Genomic DNA, 15663 nt, shown 5'->3' on the forward strand with positions numbered 1-15663 from the left:
TAAAATTTTAACTTACACTTGATGGCAAGTCAGCAACAAGACGTAATGACATACTTAATCCCTCAAGCTGAAAATGAGGTTTAATCCATGCAATTGCACGATATGAACCAGGACTGCCAGGAATTTCAACAACATCTATGGATGCTTCACGTAATGGATAACGTGCCTTTGTTTCCTGTCCGGCGTTATCTGATGCCACAACATATTGCATGATCCAGTTTTGCAGATATGTCTGACATTCTGTCTTTGACATAAAACTTCCAACTTTATCACGAACAATAACTTTCAGATAATGTGCGAATCGTGACGTTGCTAATATATACTGAAGTTGGCTGGATAATTTTGCATTTGCATTAGCCTGATCAGTATTGTATAGCCGTGGTTTGTTCACCGATTGAACGGCAAAAAATGCTGCAAAATCAGTGCCTTTACAGTAAACCAGTGGAATGAATCCGAGATCTGACAGTTCTTTTTCCCTTCGGTCTGAGATAGCAACCTCAGTCGGACATTGTAATAATCTCTCACCCGTATGGGATACATAATTATAGGCCGGTAATGATTTCACCAAACCACCACCTTCCACACCACGAATTGCTGCACACCAGCCATACTCCTCAAAAGCATCAACTATCCGACAGGCAAGTTCAAAAGCTGTATTTACCCACAGATAGTCTTTTCCTGAGTTGTCTTCACTAATGTGCTCTTCAAAATTAAACGTCTCAGCAGGTACAGTCTTCATGCCATATGGGATACGTCCCAAGGACTGTGGCAAAGTTAGTCCCACATAACGACTGTCTTCTGTCTGCCTGAAACTACGCCACCGGGCATAATCTGTTGTTTCAAATAATTTTGCCAGATCACGCGGGTAGGGTAGTTCGCTAAAAGAATTCATGGATAGCATCCCAGGAGCAATAGAACTCAAAAACGGAGCATGAGCGCTGGCAGCCACATGGGAAATATGCTCCAGCAAATCAATATCCTGAGGTGTATTATCGAAATAGAAGTCCCCCACAAAAGCAGAATATGGTGTTCCCCCGAAGGTTCCATACTCGCTTTCATAAATATTTTTAAATAATACAGACTGGTCGAAATCTGAGGATGATTTAAAATCTTTGAGTAACTCTTTTTTAGTACAGTGTAACACTGTATATTTTACATTTTCAGTTACGCTGGTATGAACCAGCTTATAAAGCCCTGTCCACGCTGACTCTATTTTTTGAAACTCACTTGCATGCATAATCAAACTAAGCTGCTCAGACATCAACTTATCAATATCAGTGATTCGCTTTTCAATACTACCGATTAAATCACTGTTAATGACTAAAGAACCACTGGCAACTTCAGCAAGGAAATTATTAACCTGTAATTTAAATCTAGTTTTTTCAGAATCTTGTCTTACAGCTCTGGTATTATTTATAATTTCTTCTAGACAATCATCTGTAGCATACTGTGTTTCATTCTGCCCTAATGTTGATGTAATTGTCATGTTTATTCCTTACCTTCATCATTTTCAGGATTATTTTGAGTATTTACCAGTAATTCCTGAAGTTTTTCTTTCAATTTTTCATTACTTGCAGCCCTGTTACGGAGGTCACAAAGGTGAGACCTCAATTCAGATAATTTTTTAAGACACTCGACTTGTTGAATCACATGATCAGGAGAAAAATCGTCTTTGCACTTAAACGTAAGCTCGACATCCAGTTTCCCTTCATTACCCGGGATAACACTATTAACCATAAAATGAGCCTTCGGACTCATTGATGTCATAACTTCATCAAAATTGTCTTTGTCTATACAAATAAACTTTCGTTCTCTCAATGGCTTGTCTGATGAAGAGTACTCTCCTAAAACCCCAATAACAAGGGGTAACTCTTTCGCTGTTTCGGCATCTCCAGTTTCAACATCGTAGGTTATCTGTACTCTAGGGGGGCGGGATTTATCAAGTTTGTGTTGTGTATTACTCACTTTATCTATCCTGTAGTAGTGTTAGTGTGTCATATACATATCAACTAAATGCCATAGCTACCGCACTAATATTCCCAAACATGAAAATATCGAATAAAAACAGATAATTATTATTAGTGTATTAATAACAACTAACGTTATAAATACAATATGCGACGTATATTTTCTTATTTAATTTATTTAAATGTTAATTATGTTAACTAAAATCATCACATATTAAATAACTTTAATTATTTTGTTTACTCATCTTTTGAAGATGAAATTATTAATCTAAAAGAACAGTATATTCTGAAATCTGTATACACCGCCTTGTAAAAGCCGGGAGATATCTCACTTATTCATGAGAATATCTGACTACGGGCATTGTTGCAGACTCAACATGACACCATCAACCAGATAACGGAAACCACCTTTTCTCACTTCGGGAGGCTTATATAAACCGACCAAAGCACTGATTGTCAAACTGCATCGAATGCACTTTACTAAAGTGCTCAAAAAACTAAAAAATTCACAGCCTTGCAATATCAAGGTGTTATTTTAATATCGCACTTTAAAATCAGAAAGAGAAAACTTTAAATCTGATCCACAAAGTGCCTTTTGAGACTCAGTTAATATACTACTTATAGGTATTATTCCTTTTTTCTTTGAAGAGTAAAAATCCATATCTTCGTTATGATTTTTTAATCTCCAATCTCTCGACACATCTACTTCACCCAAGTATCCCGTAACTACTAAATCGTGATAACCATATCCATACATAATCTCTTTTAGACGTAGTGCGAAAGCGGGAGTTTTTGAATGTATGCCAGAATTGCAAGATAAAATCCTTATATCTTTAAAACTTTTTGGTAAACGTCGGTGTATTAATTGAGTTGCTAACGTCCCAGGACTCAATGTTGGCCCACTCGCTGATCCTGTCCCTATAACAGATGTATTTCCATGAGCAAAGATATATAAAACATCTCCTGGTTTTAAAAAGCACAGAGGTGTCTTATCGGAAGCTCTCACACCGAAACATTGTTTATTTTTCATGTTTTGGTGCTTAACTTCACTCTCAAGAAAAACATCATTTTCTTTTATTCTGCATATACAATCCTTCTCTTAGTTACTTATAAGTAACCACAAAGGCCACACCACTACGCACAAAAAATAAAACCCTCGATTATACCAAGCAGTTTACCAATCAGTTTTAAAGCCTCCGCGATAATCAGCCCATACATCTACATGAACATTATCACCATGGTAGCGCCCGACATCCAGTTAGCCCGGATAACCAAAATCCAAGGTGGCGATCTACCCTTCCTTTCAGGCAAGGCAGCCTTGAATCATGGTGCAGACTAATAAAGACGTCGTTATGGATATTGCGATAGCTTCCGGCTCTCAGGCCTCCACTATTATCCACGATGTACATACAATGAACCGCTTTTTAACAAGTCTAAGAAAATAAAACTGCACTCAAAAATGCTCAGACCACACTTCTCATAAACATAGGAATTTAAGCGCAACTTCTATTGTTCTCTCAACTATATAGCTATTTGCCGCTTCCTCCATGAACTTATTTCCTCATATCGCTTCGCATACATGCGGCAGAAATTCATACAAAAACCATAAATAAATTATGGTATAGTCTAATGAAAAACCAACATCTTTTTTAGCTAATAATGCACACAATAACAGGTTGTGCGTTATTAGCTAAAAAAGGGAATTATCTGAACCGCACAGTTGTAAACTACTCAGGCAGCTAGATTATCTTCCTATGGAATCTAAATTAGCTTTTTCTGCTTCTGCTGGAGAGACATGGCCCAGCCTTTCCAGCAATCGTCGATTGTTATAGGAGAGCATGAAAAATCCTGGGGCAGTAGATATGCTGCCATCGCGGATAACGTCCCCCTACTCTGAGCGTCTATCGTACAACCGGGATACCAACTGGCGAATTTGTCCTGTAGTTCGTTATTCAGGACTGCAGTTCTGGTCTGTAACAAATAATGCGCGCCCTTTCTACTCCACTGCATTGATCTTATCCAGCAATAGTGGACACGCGGCTAAGTGAGTAAACTCTCAGTCAGAGGTGACTCACATGACAAAAACAGTCTCAACCAGTAAAAAACCCCGTAAACAGCATTCGCCTGAATTTCGCAGTGAAGCCCTGAAACTTGCTGAACGCATCGGTGTTGCTGCCGCAGCCCGTGAACTCAGCCTGTATGAATCTCAGCTCTATGCGTGGCGCAGCAAACTGCAGCAACAGATGACCTCGTCTGAACGTGAAAGTGAACTGGCCGCTGAAAATGCCCGCCTGAAGCGGCAACTGGCGGAGCAGGCAGAGGAACTGGCTATCCTCCAAAAGGCCGCGGCATGCTTCGCGAAGCGCCTGAAATGAAGTATGTCTTTATTGAAAAACATCAGGCTGAGTTCAGCATCAAGGCTATGTGCCGCGTGCTCCGGGTGGCCCGCAGCGGCTGGTATACGTGGTGCCAACGGCGGACAAGGATAAGCCCTCGTCAGCAGTTCCGTCAGCACTGCGACAGCGTTGTCCTCGCGGCTTTTACACGGTCAAAACAGCGTTACGGTGCACCACTGTCACGAACGGTGCAATAGTGATCCACACCCAACGCCTGAAATCAAATCCAGGGGGTAATCTGCTCTCCTGATTCAGGAGAGCTTATGGTCACTTTTGAGACAGTTATGGAAATTAAAATCCTGCACAAGCAGGGAATGAGTAGCCGGGCGATTGCCAGAGAACTGGGGATCTCCCGCAATACCGTTAAACGTTATTTGCAGGCAAAATCTGAGCCGCCAAAATATACGCCGCGACCTGCTGTTGCTTCACTCCTGGATGAATACCGGGATTATATTCGTCAACGCATCGCCGATGCTCATCCTTACAAAATCCCGGCAACGGTAATCACTCGCGAGATCAGATACCTAGGATATCGTGGCGGAATGACCATTCTCAGGGCGTTCATTCGTTCTCTCTCGGTTTCTCAGGAGCAGGAGCCTGTTGTTCGGTTCGAAACTGAACCCGGACGACAGATGCAGGTTGACTGGGGCACTATGCGTAATGGTCGCTCACCGCTTCACGTGTTCGTTGCTGTTCCCGGATACAGCCGAATGCTGTACATCGAATTCACTGACAATATGCGTTATGACACGCTGGAGACCTGCCATCGTAATGCGTTCGCTTCTTTGGTGGTGTGCCGCGCGAAGTGTTGTATGACAATATGAAAACTGTGGTTCTGCAACGTGACGCATATCAGACCGGTCAGCACCGGTTCCATCCTTCGCTGTGGCAGTTCGGCAAGGAGATGGACTTCTCTCCCCGACTGTGTCGTCCCTTCAGGGCACAGACTAAAGGTAAGGTGGAACGGATGGTGCAGTACACCCGTAGCAGTTTTTATATCCCACTAATGACTCGCCTGCGCCCGATGGGGATCACTGTCGATGTTGAAACAGCCAACCGCCACGGTCTGCGCTGGCTGCACGATGTCGCTAACCAACGAAAGCATGAAACAATCCAGGCCCGTCCCTGCGATCGCTGGCTCAGCATCCATGCTGGCACTGCCTCCGGAGAAAAAAGAGTATGACGTGCATCCTGGTGAAAATCTGGTGAACTTCGACAAATCCCCCCTGCATCATCCACTCTCCATCTACGACTCATTCTGCAGAGGAGTGGCGTGATGATGCAACTGCAACATCAACGACTGATGGTGCTCGCCGGGCAGTTGCAACTGGAAAGCCTTATAAGCGCAGCGCCTGCGCTGTCACAACAGGCAGTAGACCAGGAATGGAGTTATATGGACTTCCTGGAGCATCTGCTTCATGAAGAAAAACTGGCACGTCATCAACGTAAACAGGCGATGTATACCCGAATGGCAGCCTTCCCGGCGGTGAAAACGTTCGAAGAGTATGACTTCACATTCGCCACCGGAGCACCGCAGAAGCAACTCCAGTCGTTACGCTCACTCAGCTTCATAGAACGTATATGAGACGACAATAACTCAGTCCGCCTGGCGCCGATTATTCTGGCCGGTTTTGTAACCTGAGTGTCATTTACATGATCCAACAGGAAATGGCGTGACGCTCAATACTTCTCAGGTCAGTTACTATATGACTCAGCGTAAGAAAGGTATAACTCAGCATATCTCGGCCATGAAGGCTGGTATCTCAGTCCGTTCTGGTCGTCGGATCGAAAAAGGAGAGTGGGCAAAAAACAGTGTTCGGCACTGGCGCACACGCAAAGATCCTCTGGAAGCTGTGTGGGACAGCATGCTTGTTCCTCTGTTGAAAGAGAGGCCGGCTCTGACACCAACAACTCTACTGGAGATGCTACAGGATAAATATCCCGGCCAGTACCCCAACAGCCTTCGAAGAACAATGCAACGGCGGGTTCGCGAATGGAAACTACAGTATGGTGCAGAGCAGGAGGTCATGTTCCGCCAGCAACATCAGCCCGGCCTGCGATGCCGGTCGGGGCCACGAAAATGGCTCGGTTGAAAGTGCCCACGGACATCTGAAAAGGCGTATCTGTCAGGCGCTGATACTGCGGGGCAGTAACGACTTCAGCACCATAGAAGAATATCAGGCCTTCATCACTCAGCAGGTTATGCGGCACAACCGTAACAATCAGGATCTGGTCAAGGAAGAACGTCTTCATCTGAAACCGCTGCCGCTTCGTCGCAGTGCTGACTATGATGAGCTGACTGTGAGGGTTAGTCGCAGCAGTACCATCAATGTGAAGCACGTCGTCTACAGCGTACCTTCCCGGCTTGTAGGTCAACTGTTACGGGTCAGGTTATGGGACGATCGTCTGAGCTGTTACGTTGGCAGCAGCGAGGTCATGAGCTGCCCTCGCGTCAGACCAGAAAAAGGGAAGACGCGGGCCCGTCGTATCGACTTCCGACATGTGATCGACAGTCTGGCAAAAAAGCCCGGTGCGTTCTGCCATGCAACGCTGAGAAATGACATCCTGCCGGACGATGAATGGCGGAGGCTGTGGCGTCGCTTATGTAATCATCTGGAGCCCGATATGGCAGGAAGGCTGATGGTACATGCCCTGAAACTGGCTGCAGGATACGACGATATCTCAGTCGTGGCAAAAGGTATGGAGCAGATGCTGAATACCCCGGGAAACGTGGATCTGCACCGGCTGATGCGCTTCCTGGGTATAAAAGAAAAGGCGTTGCCGGTAGTCAATGTGATACAGCATAACCTGAGCAGTTATGAGCAACTACTGCGTGGCAAGGGAGGTTCGCAGTGAGCAATATCCATCACCTTGAACATAGCCTGCGTAAACTACGCCTGACACGAGTTGGAGCTGAATGGCACGCTCTGGAAAAACGAGCGCTGGCAGAAGGCTGGACACCATCGCGCTATCTTCTGACGCTATGCAATGAAGAACTCCTGTGGCGCGAGAGTGAAAAACTGCGTCGTTATAAAAAGGAGGCCCGGTTGCCAGTTGCCAAAACGCTGAGCGAATACGACTTCAGTCAGGTGCCGGAACTGAATGGAGCTCAGTTCCGGCAACTCTGTGAAACGACAGACTGGGTTGATGCAGGAGAAAACGTTCTGCTGTTCGGAGCCAGCGGGTTGGGGAAAAGCCATCTGGCGGCAGCGATCGTGGATGGCGTAGTAGGTCAGGGCTACCGGGCCCGGTTCTACAGCGCAGGAGAGCTGTTGCAGGAACTACGTAAAGCCAGAGCTCAGTTGAAACTGAATGAGCTGCTACTGAAACTGGATCGCTACCGGGTGATAGTGGTGGATGATCTTGGCTATGTCAAACGCGATAGTGCCGAAACGGGTGTGCTGTTCGAGTTAATAGCGCATCGCGATGAACGTGGGAGCCTGGTGATAACCAGTAACCATCCGTTCAGCATGTGGGGCAGCATCTTCGTGGATGAGACTATGGCGGTGGCTGCGGCAGACAGGCTGATCCACACGGATATATGTTCGAACTGAAAGGGGAAAGCTACAGGAAAAAGACAGCGAAGGCAGTAACAAGCGCGACTTGATGTCGCCCTGAAGGGTGCGGCCAGTATAGTTGGCGCGAGTCGGCAAAACTAGTTGACGTCTAATAAACGTAATGAAAATATCGTATTACTGGGGCCATCAGGTGTGGGGAAACCCCATCTGGCAATAGCGATGGGCTATGAAGCAGTCCGTGCAGGTATCAAAGTTCGCTTCACAACAGCAGCAGATCTGTTACTTCAGTTATCTACGGCACAACGTCAGGGCCGTTATAAAACGACGCTTCAGCGTGGAGTCATGGCCCCCCGCCTGCTCATCATTGATGAAATAGGCTATCTGCCGTTCAGTCAGGAAGAAGCAAAGCTGTTCTTCCAGGTCATCGCTAAACGTTACGAAAAGAGCGCAATGATCCTGACATCCAATCTGCCGCTCGGGCAGTGGGATCAAACGTTCGCCGGTGATGCAGCGCTGACCTCAGCGATGCTGGACCGTATCTTACACCACTCACATGTCGTTCAAATCAAAGGAGAAAGCTATCGACTCAGACAGAAACGAAAGGCCGGGGCTATAACAGAAGCTAATCCTGAGTAAAACGGTGGATCAATATTGGGCCGTTGGTGGAGATATAAGTGGATCACTTTTCATCCGTCGTTGACAACCACGCCTGACGGATGAACTGCGTGTTCAGGGTTACCACTTTAACGTAAAAACCGTGGCGGAAAGCCTGCGCCGTCAGGGGCTGAGGGCAAAGGCCTCCCGGAAGTTCAGCCCGGTCAGTTACCGCGCACATGGCCTGCCTGTGTCAGAAAATCTGCTGGAGCAGGATTTTTACGCCAGTGGTCCGAACCAGAAGTGGGCGGGAAACATCACGTACTTACGTACAGATGAAGGCTGGCTGTATCTGGCAGTGGTTATTGACCTGTGGTCATGTGCCGTTATTGGCTGGTCAATGTCGCCACGCATGACGGCGCAACTGGCCTGCGATGCCCTGCAGATGGCGCTGTGGCGGCGTCAGAGCTCCCGGAACGTTATCGTTCACACGGACCGCGGAAGCCAGTACTGTTCAGCAGATTATCAGGCGCTGCTGAAGCGGCATAATCTGCGTGGCAGTATGAACGCAAAAGGATGCTGCTACGATAATACCTGCGTGGAAAGCTTCTTTCATCCGCTGAAAGTGGAATATCTCCACGGAGAACACTTTCGGGAAATAATGCGGGCAACAGTGTTTAATTATATCAAATGTGATTACAATCGCTGGCGACGGCACAGTAGGTGTGGTGGTCTCAGTCCGGAACAATTTGAAAACCAGAACCTCGCTTAGAGCTGTGTCCATATTACGAGGGTAGAGCCTGTCCATCATTCTGTGTAAATGCCTTTCTCAGAAGTGACCGTCAAGGCGGTCACCGAACTCGATAATAAATCGACTCATGGCTATCCGCCAGTCCTGAAGTGGCATCGTCCATTTCTGTGAGGCTGACTGGATAGCCAGCCACACCACTTTTTTCACCGATTCATCTGTCGGGAACACTTTCCGTTTCTTTATCGCATGTCTGATGACGCTATTCAGCGATTCGATTGCGTTAGTGGTGTAGATAACCTTGCGGATCGCCTCTGGGTACACGAAGAAGGTGGCAACATCGGCCAGTTTGCCCGCCAGCTGCGACTTATCTGCGGGTATCGTGCATCCCATTCCTTCCCGAACGCATCCAGCGCCTGCAACGCGCCTTCTTCCGTGGCTGCGCGGTAAACCTGTTTCAGGTCACGGGTTACCGCTTTATAGTCTTTCCACGCCACGAACCGCAGGCTGTTGCGTACCATGTGTACTATGCACAACTGGATCTGCATCTCCGGGTAGACGGCATTAATCGCTTCCGGGAAGCCTTTCAGGCCGTCCACGCAGGCGATAAGGATATCGTTCAGGCCGCGATTTTTCAGTTCCGTCAGTACATTCAGCCAGAACTTTGCACCTTCATTTTCGGCCAGCCACATACCTGGCAGCTCTTTCTGACCATCAAGGTTAATACCCAGAGCCAGGAACACCGCTTTGTTGATAACCCGGCGGTCCTGCCGTACTTTCAGGACAATACAGTCAAGATAAACAATGGGATAAATCGCATCCAGAGGATGGTTTTGCCATTCTACAACCTGGTCGATTACGGCATCGGTGACTTTCGATATCAGCGCCGGAGAGACGTCTGCATCGTACATTTCTTTGAAGACTGAGGTAATTTCGCGGGTAGTCATCCCTCTGGCATACAGCGCCAGGATCTGGTTGTCCATGCCGGTAATGCGGGTCTGATTTTTCTTCACCAGTTGTGGTTCGAAGGAACCATCACGATCACGAGAGGTACGTAATTCCATCGGCCCGTCGGTAGTGGTGTAAGCGACTCGTCAGAACCGTATTGATATTTACTGAGAGCTCAGATCAACTTTCCAGGGCAACAGATCGCGTACCCGGTTTGCCGGCCAGTCCTGGATATGTTCAATGACGTAACGCAGCCACTTTTCTGGCTCCACATTGTTCAGACGGCATGTGCCGATCAGCGAGTACAACACCGCCGCATGTTCACCACCGCTGTCGGAACCCGCGAACATCCAGTTTTTCCGGCCTACGGCCACTCCCCGTAAGGCGTTCTCTGCGATGTTGTTGTCGATTTCCACCCAGCCATTACTGCAGTACACGTTCAGTGCATCCCACTGTTTCAGCAGGTATGCGAACGCTTTTGCCGTATCTGAGTGACGCGACAGTGTTTTCATCTGTTGCTGTATCCAGTCATACAGTGACTGCATCAGTGGCGCGGCTCTGGCTTTTCTTGCCGCCAGACGCTGTTCTGCTGAACAGCCCCGGACCTCTGCCTCGATGGCATACAGTTCACCGATACGCTGCAGGGCTTCCGTGGTGATGTAGGTGGGCGCTCTTGCATGCACATCGTGGATTTTTCTCCGGGCATGAGCCATACACGCGGCTTCCGTTATTCTGCCGGATTCGTATAACGCCCGGTAACCACCGTAAGCATCGGCCTGAAGCACACCGCTGTAACCGGCCAGGTGATTTTGTGGATGGATACCTTTCCGGTCCGGACTGTACGCGAACCAGACCGCCGGGGGCATCTGTGAACCGGCGTTACGGTCATCACGGACGTAGACCCACAGCCGGGCTGTCCGGGTTTTACCGCTGCCCGGCTCCTGGACCGGGACGGGGATATCATCAGCATGGACTTTACCGGGCATCAGCACATACTGGCGCAGGACGTCATACAGCGGCTCCAGCAGTTCAGCAACAGCACCTGTCCAGCGCCCCAGTGTGGCACGGCTCAGCTCCACTCCCTGACGACGGTATATTTCTGACTGGCGGTATAACGGCAGATGGTCTGCATATTTCCCGGTGACAACATGGGCCAGAAGCCCCGCTCCGGCATAACTGCGTGCAATGGGTTTTGAAGGTACTGGTGCCTGCACGATATGGTCGCACCGGCAACAGGCCTGTTTCGGACGTTGTGTTTCGATAACCTTAAAGGCGCTGCTGATAAGCTCCAGTTGCTCTGACACATCACATCCCAGAGAACTGAGTTCACCACCACAGGCAGGACAGCATTCCTCTTCCGGCCGGATAACCCGGGTTTCACGGGGAAGTGAGGCCGGTAACGGTTTACGGGCTGAAGACTGGCGCAGGGCGGATGGCAGTACCGGGTCATATTGCTCACCCAGCGTTTCCGCCATTTCTTCCTGAAGTGCGCTGATTCGCTCCTGTGCTTCCTGTATCTGCCGTTCGGTTTTTGCACGAAGTTTTTCTGAGCTTTTACCGAACTGCATACGTTGCAGTTTCGCAACCAGCGCCTTCAGCCGGTTGATTTCGGAAGCATAAGCCGCCACCCGCTGTGAGAGCAGGCGGTTGTATTCAGCCATCTGGCGGATGGTGTCCTGTTGCGTCTGCAACAGTGCCCGCAGGCGGGCGTTCTCATGAGCAAGTGAGGTGTCCATATCCTCACTTTACAACGGGTTATATGCGGATTCCAGCGCGTTCCGTTCGTTTCGGGTGCTTCCAGTTGATACCTTCAAGAAGCATGGATAACTGAGCCGGAGTAAGGTGCACCTTGCCGTCACGGGTGACTGGCCAGACGAAGCGGCCCCGCTCCAGGCGTTTGGTGAAGAGGCACAGTCCGTCACTGTCAGCCCACAACACTTTTATCTGGTCACCCCGGCGTCCGCGGAAGATGAACAGGTGTCCGGAGAACGGGTCATCCTTCAGGACGTTCTGAACTTTTGATGCCAGGCCGTTAAAGCCATTTCGCATATCGGTGATACCTGCAACCAGCCAGATACGCGAACCTGCAGGGAGAGATATCATCAGTGGCTGCTCCCTTTTATTTCGCGGATAAGTGTCTGTAATAACGCCGGCGTCAGTTTACCTTTAAGCCTGAGAGTTCCGGCCGGCAGAACCAGCTCACAACACAGACTGTCGGACGGTGTATTTATCTGCTCTGGTTCCTGTGCGGGGGCCGGGATTTTATTATCCGGCTCCGGCGTTAACGTCACGGGAAGCAGTGCCGGCATATTTTTTCCGGAAGGCAGCAGGCCACCTTTCCGGTATTGATGGCGCCAGTTGAAGAGCAGGTTATCGTTGATTCCGTTTTCCCGGGCGATCTGCGCCACACAGGCTCCGGGCTGCAGTGACTGCTCCACTAAGGCGATTTTAAACTCATAAGGGAAGTTGGGCCGCCGGGGACGTTTTTTTACCACGGGGGCTTCGGATATAACGGTGCTTTCAGGACGTACGACTGGTACCGTGGAAAATTGTCCGTAAAGGCAGGCATCAAGTTCCTGCTCCGACATGCCTGCGGGCAAAGGCCACGAAAGGCCAGCTCTCCGAAAGCGCACGAACATACTACAAACTGTTGATTTTGGTACACCCAGGCGACGCCCGGCCACAACCCGGGGTAAATGTTCTTCAAAGTGAAGACGTAAAGCTTCAGTGATCCAGGTCCGGTGTTTCATACGATAGTGTCCATTAAAAATGATGGACATTATTTTTGTAGAGCCGGAGGAAACAGACCAGACGGTTTAAATGAGCCGGTTACGTAGTGGTGACGGTTTTCGTGGAATAGCCAAATCGGGAATTGGTTCCCGATTTGGGCTGATTTTTTTCATGTCCCAGATGGTGAGTCAGTTCAGCGTTGAGAACAGCCTCAACACTGATTTTCTTGAGCAGGCGATCGAACTGACTGAGATCTTCAGGGGTTTTGAGATTTTTGGCCAGTTCGTTAGCCAGAGCCTGCAATTGTTTGTCATCCATAATTTAACCTTCATTTGATGTTGAATTGAACATATCAAAATCAGGCAATTACACAAATCTATGTACAGGCTCCATTTTTGGGGAAATGGAGCGAAAAATCGCCATCGATACCCTGAATCAATCAATGCCAGCAATTAAATTGGTTATACTGTCAACGCCACGATGTTTGACCGTTGACCGTCTTATATCACTGGCGCTGACAATACTTATTACTTGACGTTCTGGCTGTGTTGAATAACCATCCATTTTGGGGTGTTTTTTTAATCTTTTCGGGGTTTAAATTCCTGTCGTTCAAGTTGACGTAAGATCTCTGTGGTTACAGATTTAGCGTAGTTTTGCATTTTTAACCTCCCGCCCACTTTAAGCTATGGATGAAAAGGAACCAGTTTACCTTTCTGGTTTTTATTAACCTACATTTGCAGGTGTTGCAAATGTTTATGCTCTCGTTCTGACAGAAAAGAGTCAATCATTTGATAATTAATCTTAGCGCAAATCTGCGATCTGATAGACTTCGCTGCTTTCTCTTCTTCCAACGGCAATAACGAGTAAAACGACTTTCTCATCAATGACTTGATATACAAGTCTGTAGCCAGATGAACGAAGTTTGATTTTATAACGATCAGCATGACCATGTAATCGGGCTGCAGGTGCGCGTGGATTTTCCAGCCGTTCTGACAGTTTCTTTTTGAATTGTTCACGGATGGTGTGGCCGAGTTTCTGCCATTCCTTCAGTGCTCTGCGGTCAAAAGCCAGTTCATAGGTCATCCAGGCTAACCTTCACAATTTCCGGTTTTTTCATGCGCTCATCAGCAACAGCGTTTAACTCAGCATCTTCAGCGAGTTCCCGATAGTAGGCGTAAAGTTTTGGTGGAACGCAATAGAACGCCGGTTCGTTTCGGTTCAGGATTGCAACAGCGTCCCCTTCACCTTCAGCTACGGTTCCCATAGGATTTTTTTTTAGGTCAGTAATACTGGCCGCTGTGGTTGTCAGGATTTGATAACTCATAAGCCCTGTATGAACGCCTCCCCGTTTGCAAGGCTTCCGTTGTTCTGACATCGACGAGTAGTTGCAGCTCTGTATCCGGCCTTATTGCAGCCAGAGCTGCGGGCCACTATGAGATTCGCTGACCTGAGCCTTATTCTCCGTGCGGACTTGATGTCCATGGGCCTATTCAGGTTTATCAGGTCACGGTCTTACCTGTCGTTGTCATCACATCGGCCGCCATAGCAACCTTTCAGCATTCACCCTTTTTAAGGTTTGATGTTTATCAGTCTCAGCAATTAATATGGTCTGATACTGACGTGATTCTTGTCGTATTTACGTCCGTGAGCAGCTATTGCCCACACTGTTCGTGCCAGCTTGTTTGCCATTGCGACGATTGCCACACTGGCCGGACGACATTTTTTCAGTGCGGTTATCCACGGGCCTGGTTCTCTGGTCAGTAATGCTGCCGCCCTTGCTCCGTGGATAAACAATGTCCGGAGGTAGGGATCACCACGTTTACTTATCCCCAGCAGGCGGATTTTTCCTCCTGAGCCAGTCTGTCTGGGCACCAGACCAACATAAGCCGCGAACTCTCGCCCTGATTTAAATGCAGATGCTTCCCCCATGGTGGCCACCGCTGCCGTCGCAATAAGTGGTCCAATGCAGGGAATATCCAGCAACCGCTTACAGGTTTCATTCTGCCTGGCCACACTGGTAAGCTGTTTTTCGATATCATCTATCAGTGAGTCCATCTCACTCAGTCTGTTGTACTGGTCTTCCAGCACCGTAATGAGATACGGTGGCAGTCTTTCTTTCATCCGCTCCAGTGCTTCAGGGAACTCCCGCTCCATCGCTGCCCGACCTTTGTGAATGCTTTCACCAAACTCCAGTAACGTCCCGTGCAGGGCATTAATTTGTGCGGTCCGGAACTTCACCAGTTGCCTGCGGGTCCGGTGCAGAACAAGAACTGACTGCTGTTCTTCTGTTTTGACGGCGATTTCTTTACCTGGCTGCTGAACTGCCATCCAGATAGCCCTGGCATCCATCACATCATTCTTATTGCCCATGACAAATGCCTTAACGAAGCGGGCCTGCAACAACCGGACTTTATGACCCAGTTTTGTCAGTTCCCGGGCCCAGTGCTGAGAGCCTCCACAGGCTTTCATGCCAATCAGGCAAGGTTCGCGGTTACTAAAGAACGTCAGAAAATCTCTGCTGCGTAGTTGCTTATCCACCACTTCCCCTGTGTGCTCATTGATGAAGTGAACCTGAATCAGATGTTTTGCGATATCAACGCCAACCGGTGTATATTTTATTTGTTGAGTCTCCAGTCTGAGGGAGTCTTATGCATCCCGTATTGGACTATGATGCCGGAAATCTGCGAAACTCCACACCTTCCTGTATTTTCTCGCCATCTACCTTTGTGCTCCGGATTTAATGGTGGGAGGCGTTCATCTCA

The 15663-nt window shown here is 48.3% G+C and carries 9 protein-coding genes and 10 pseudogenes; 7 read left to right on the plus strand and 12 right to left on the minus strand.

Annotated features, from left to right (window positions below):
- Window positions 1-7 precede the first annotated feature (7 nt).
- The 4 genes and pseudogenes from tssC to QUE34_RS28740 all read right to left on the minus strand — a co-directional run.
- A complete protein-coding gene (gene tssC, locus QUE34_RS26750) occupies window positions 8-1486 on the minus strand; it encodes a type VI secretion system contractile sheath large subunit (protein ID WP_000156834.1) in 1479 nt (492 codons plus the stop codon).
- 2 nt (window positions 1487-1488) lie between these two features.
- Window positions 1489-1965 (minus strand): type VI secretion system contractile sheath small subunit, encoded by a 477-nt coding sequence (tssB, locus tag QUE34_RS26755; protein ID WP_000072547.1) that lies wholly within the window; start codon window positions 1963-1965, stop codon window positions 1489-1491.
- Window positions 1966-2502: 537 nt separating this feature from the next.
- Window positions 2503-2997 (minus strand): hypothetical protein, encoded by a 495-nt coding sequence (locus QUE34_RS26760; protein ID WP_241957720.1) that lies wholly within the window; start codon window positions 2995-2997, stop codon window positions 2503-2505.
- Window positions 2998-3830: 833 nt separating this feature from the next.
- A pseudogene (locus QUE34_RS28740) lies at window positions 3831-3983 on the minus strand (ISKra4 family transposase); the annotation flags it as partial.
- A 59-nt stretch (window positions 3984-4042) separates the two neighbouring features.
- Here QUE34_RS28740 and QUE34_RS26765 point away from each other — a divergent pair.
- The 7 pseudogenes from QUE34_RS26765 to QUE34_RS26795 all read left to right on the plus strand — a co-directional run.
- Window positions 4043-4539, plus strand: a pseudogene (locus QUE34_RS26765) (transposase); the annotation flags it as partial.
- Between the two features lie 87 nt (window positions 4540-4626).
- A pseudogene (istA, locus tag QUE34_RS26770) lies at window positions 4627-5640 on the plus strand (IS21 family transposase).
- Window positions 5637-5942, plus strand: a pseudogene (locus QUE34_RS26775) (ATP-binding protein); the annotation flags it as partial. The pseudogenes istA and QUE34_RS26775, both read left to right, overlap by 4 nt.
- A gap of 94 nt (window positions 5943-6036) precedes the next feature.
- A pseudogene (locus QUE34_RS26780) lies at window positions 6037-7219 on the plus strand (Mu transposase domain-containing protein).
- Window positions 7216-7970: pseudogene (gene istB / locus QUE34_RS26785) on the plus strand (IS21-like element ISEc10 family helper ATPase IstB). The pseudogenes QUE34_RS26780 and istB (QUE34_RS26785) overlap by 4 nt, the downstream one beginning before the upstream one ends.
- A gap of 64 nt (window positions 7971-8034) precedes the next feature.
- Window positions 8035-8517: pseudogene (gene istB / locus QUE34_RS26790) on the plus strand (IS21-like element helper ATPase IstB); the annotation flags it as partial.
- Between the two features lie 67 nt (window positions 8518-8584).
- A pseudogene (locus QUE34_RS26795) lies at window positions 8585-9247 on the plus strand (IS3 family transposase); the annotation flags it as partial.
- Between the two features lie 57 nt (window positions 9248-9304).
- Here the strand turns inward: QUE34_RS26795 and QUE34_RS26800 are convergent.
- From QUE34_RS26800 to QUE34_RS26835, 8 genes and pseudogenes are all read right to left on the minus strand, one after another.
- Window positions 9305-10302 (minus strand): annotated as a pseudogene (locus QUE34_RS26800) (IS256 family transposase); the annotation flags it as partial.
- Window positions 10303-10335: 33 nt separating this feature from the next.
- A complete protein-coding gene (locus QUE34_RS26805) occupies window positions 10336-11907 on the minus strand; it encodes an IS66-like element ISCro1 family transposase (RefSeq protein WP_000381395.1) in 1572 nt (523 codons plus the stop codon).
- Between the two features lie 19 nt (window positions 11908-11926).
- A complete protein-coding gene (gene tnpB / locus QUE34_RS26810; RefSeq protein WP_000624622.1) occupies window positions 11927-12274 on the minus strand; it encodes an IS66 family insertion sequence element accessory protein TnpB in 348 nt (115 codons plus the stop codon).
- Entirely contained in the window at window positions 12274-12951 is a 678-nt protein-coding gene (gene tnpA, locus QUE34_RS26815) for an IS66-like element accessory protein TnpA (protein WP_001339397.1), read from the minus strand. The genes tnpB and tnpA overlap by 1 nt, the downstream gene beginning before the upstream one ends.
- A gap of 55 nt (window positions 12952-13006) precedes the next feature.
- Window positions 13007-13219 (minus strand): annotated as a pseudogene (locus tag QUE34_RS26820) (IS256 family transposase); the annotation flags it as partial.
- 483 nt (window positions 13220-13702) lie between these two features.
- Window positions 13703-13984, minus strand: coding sequence for a type II toxin-antitoxin system RelE family toxin (locus QUE34_RS26825; RefSeq protein WP_000220564.1), 282 nt, complete (start codon window positions 13982-13984; stop codon window positions 13703-13705).
- Complete coding sequence (locus tag QUE34_RS26830; RefSeq protein ID WP_000121742.1) at window positions 13974-14225, minus strand: type II toxin-antitoxin system Phd/YefM family antitoxin; 252 nt, start codon at window positions 14223-14225, stop codon at window positions 13974-13976. The genes QUE34_RS26825 and QUE34_RS26830 overlap by 11 nt, the downstream gene beginning before the upstream one ends.
- A gap of 275 nt (window positions 14226-14500) precedes the next feature.
- Window positions 14501-15520, minus strand: coding sequence for an IS110 family RNA-guided transposase (locus QUE34_RS26835; protein ID WP_024262278.1), 1020 nt, complete (start codon window positions 15518-15520; stop codon window positions 14501-14503).
- Between the last annotated feature and the right edge of the window lie 143 nt (window positions 15521-15663).

The organism is Escherichia sp. KS167_9B (assembly GCF_030295215.1).
GTDB lineage: Bacteria > Pseudomonadota > Gammaproteobacteria > Enterobacterales > Enterobacteriaceae > Escherichia > Escherichia coli_F.

Bases quoted from the DNA above. Each gene is read 5' to 3' on its own strand.
- tssC (WP_000156834.1), bottom strand. From the start codon at position 1,486: ATGACAATTACATCAACATTAGGGCAGAATGAAACACAGTATGCTACA.
- QUE34_RS26760 (WP_241957720.1), bottom strand. From the start codon at position 2,997: ATGAAAAATAAACAATGTTTCGGTGTGAGAGCTTCCGATAAGACACCT.
- QUE34_RS26805 (WP_000381395.1), bottom strand. From the start codon at position 11,907: ATGGACACCTCACTTGCTCATGAGAACGCCCGCCTGCGGGCACTGTTG.
- tnpB (WP_000624622.1), bottom strand. From the start codon at position 12,274: ATGATATCTCTCCCTGCAGGTTCGCGTATCTGGCTGGTTGCAGGTATC.
- tnpA (WP_001339397.1), bottom strand. From the start codon at position 12,951: ATGTCCATCATTTTTAATGGACACTATCGTATGAAACACCGGACCTGG.
- QUE34_RS26825 (WP_000220564.1), bottom strand. From the start codon at position 13,984: ATGACCTATGAACTGGCTTTTGACCGCAGAGCACTGAAGGAATGGCAG.
- QUE34_RS26830 (WP_000121742.1), bottom strand. From the start codon at position 14,225: ATGAGTTATCAAATCCTGACAACCACAGCGGCCAGTATTACTGACCTA.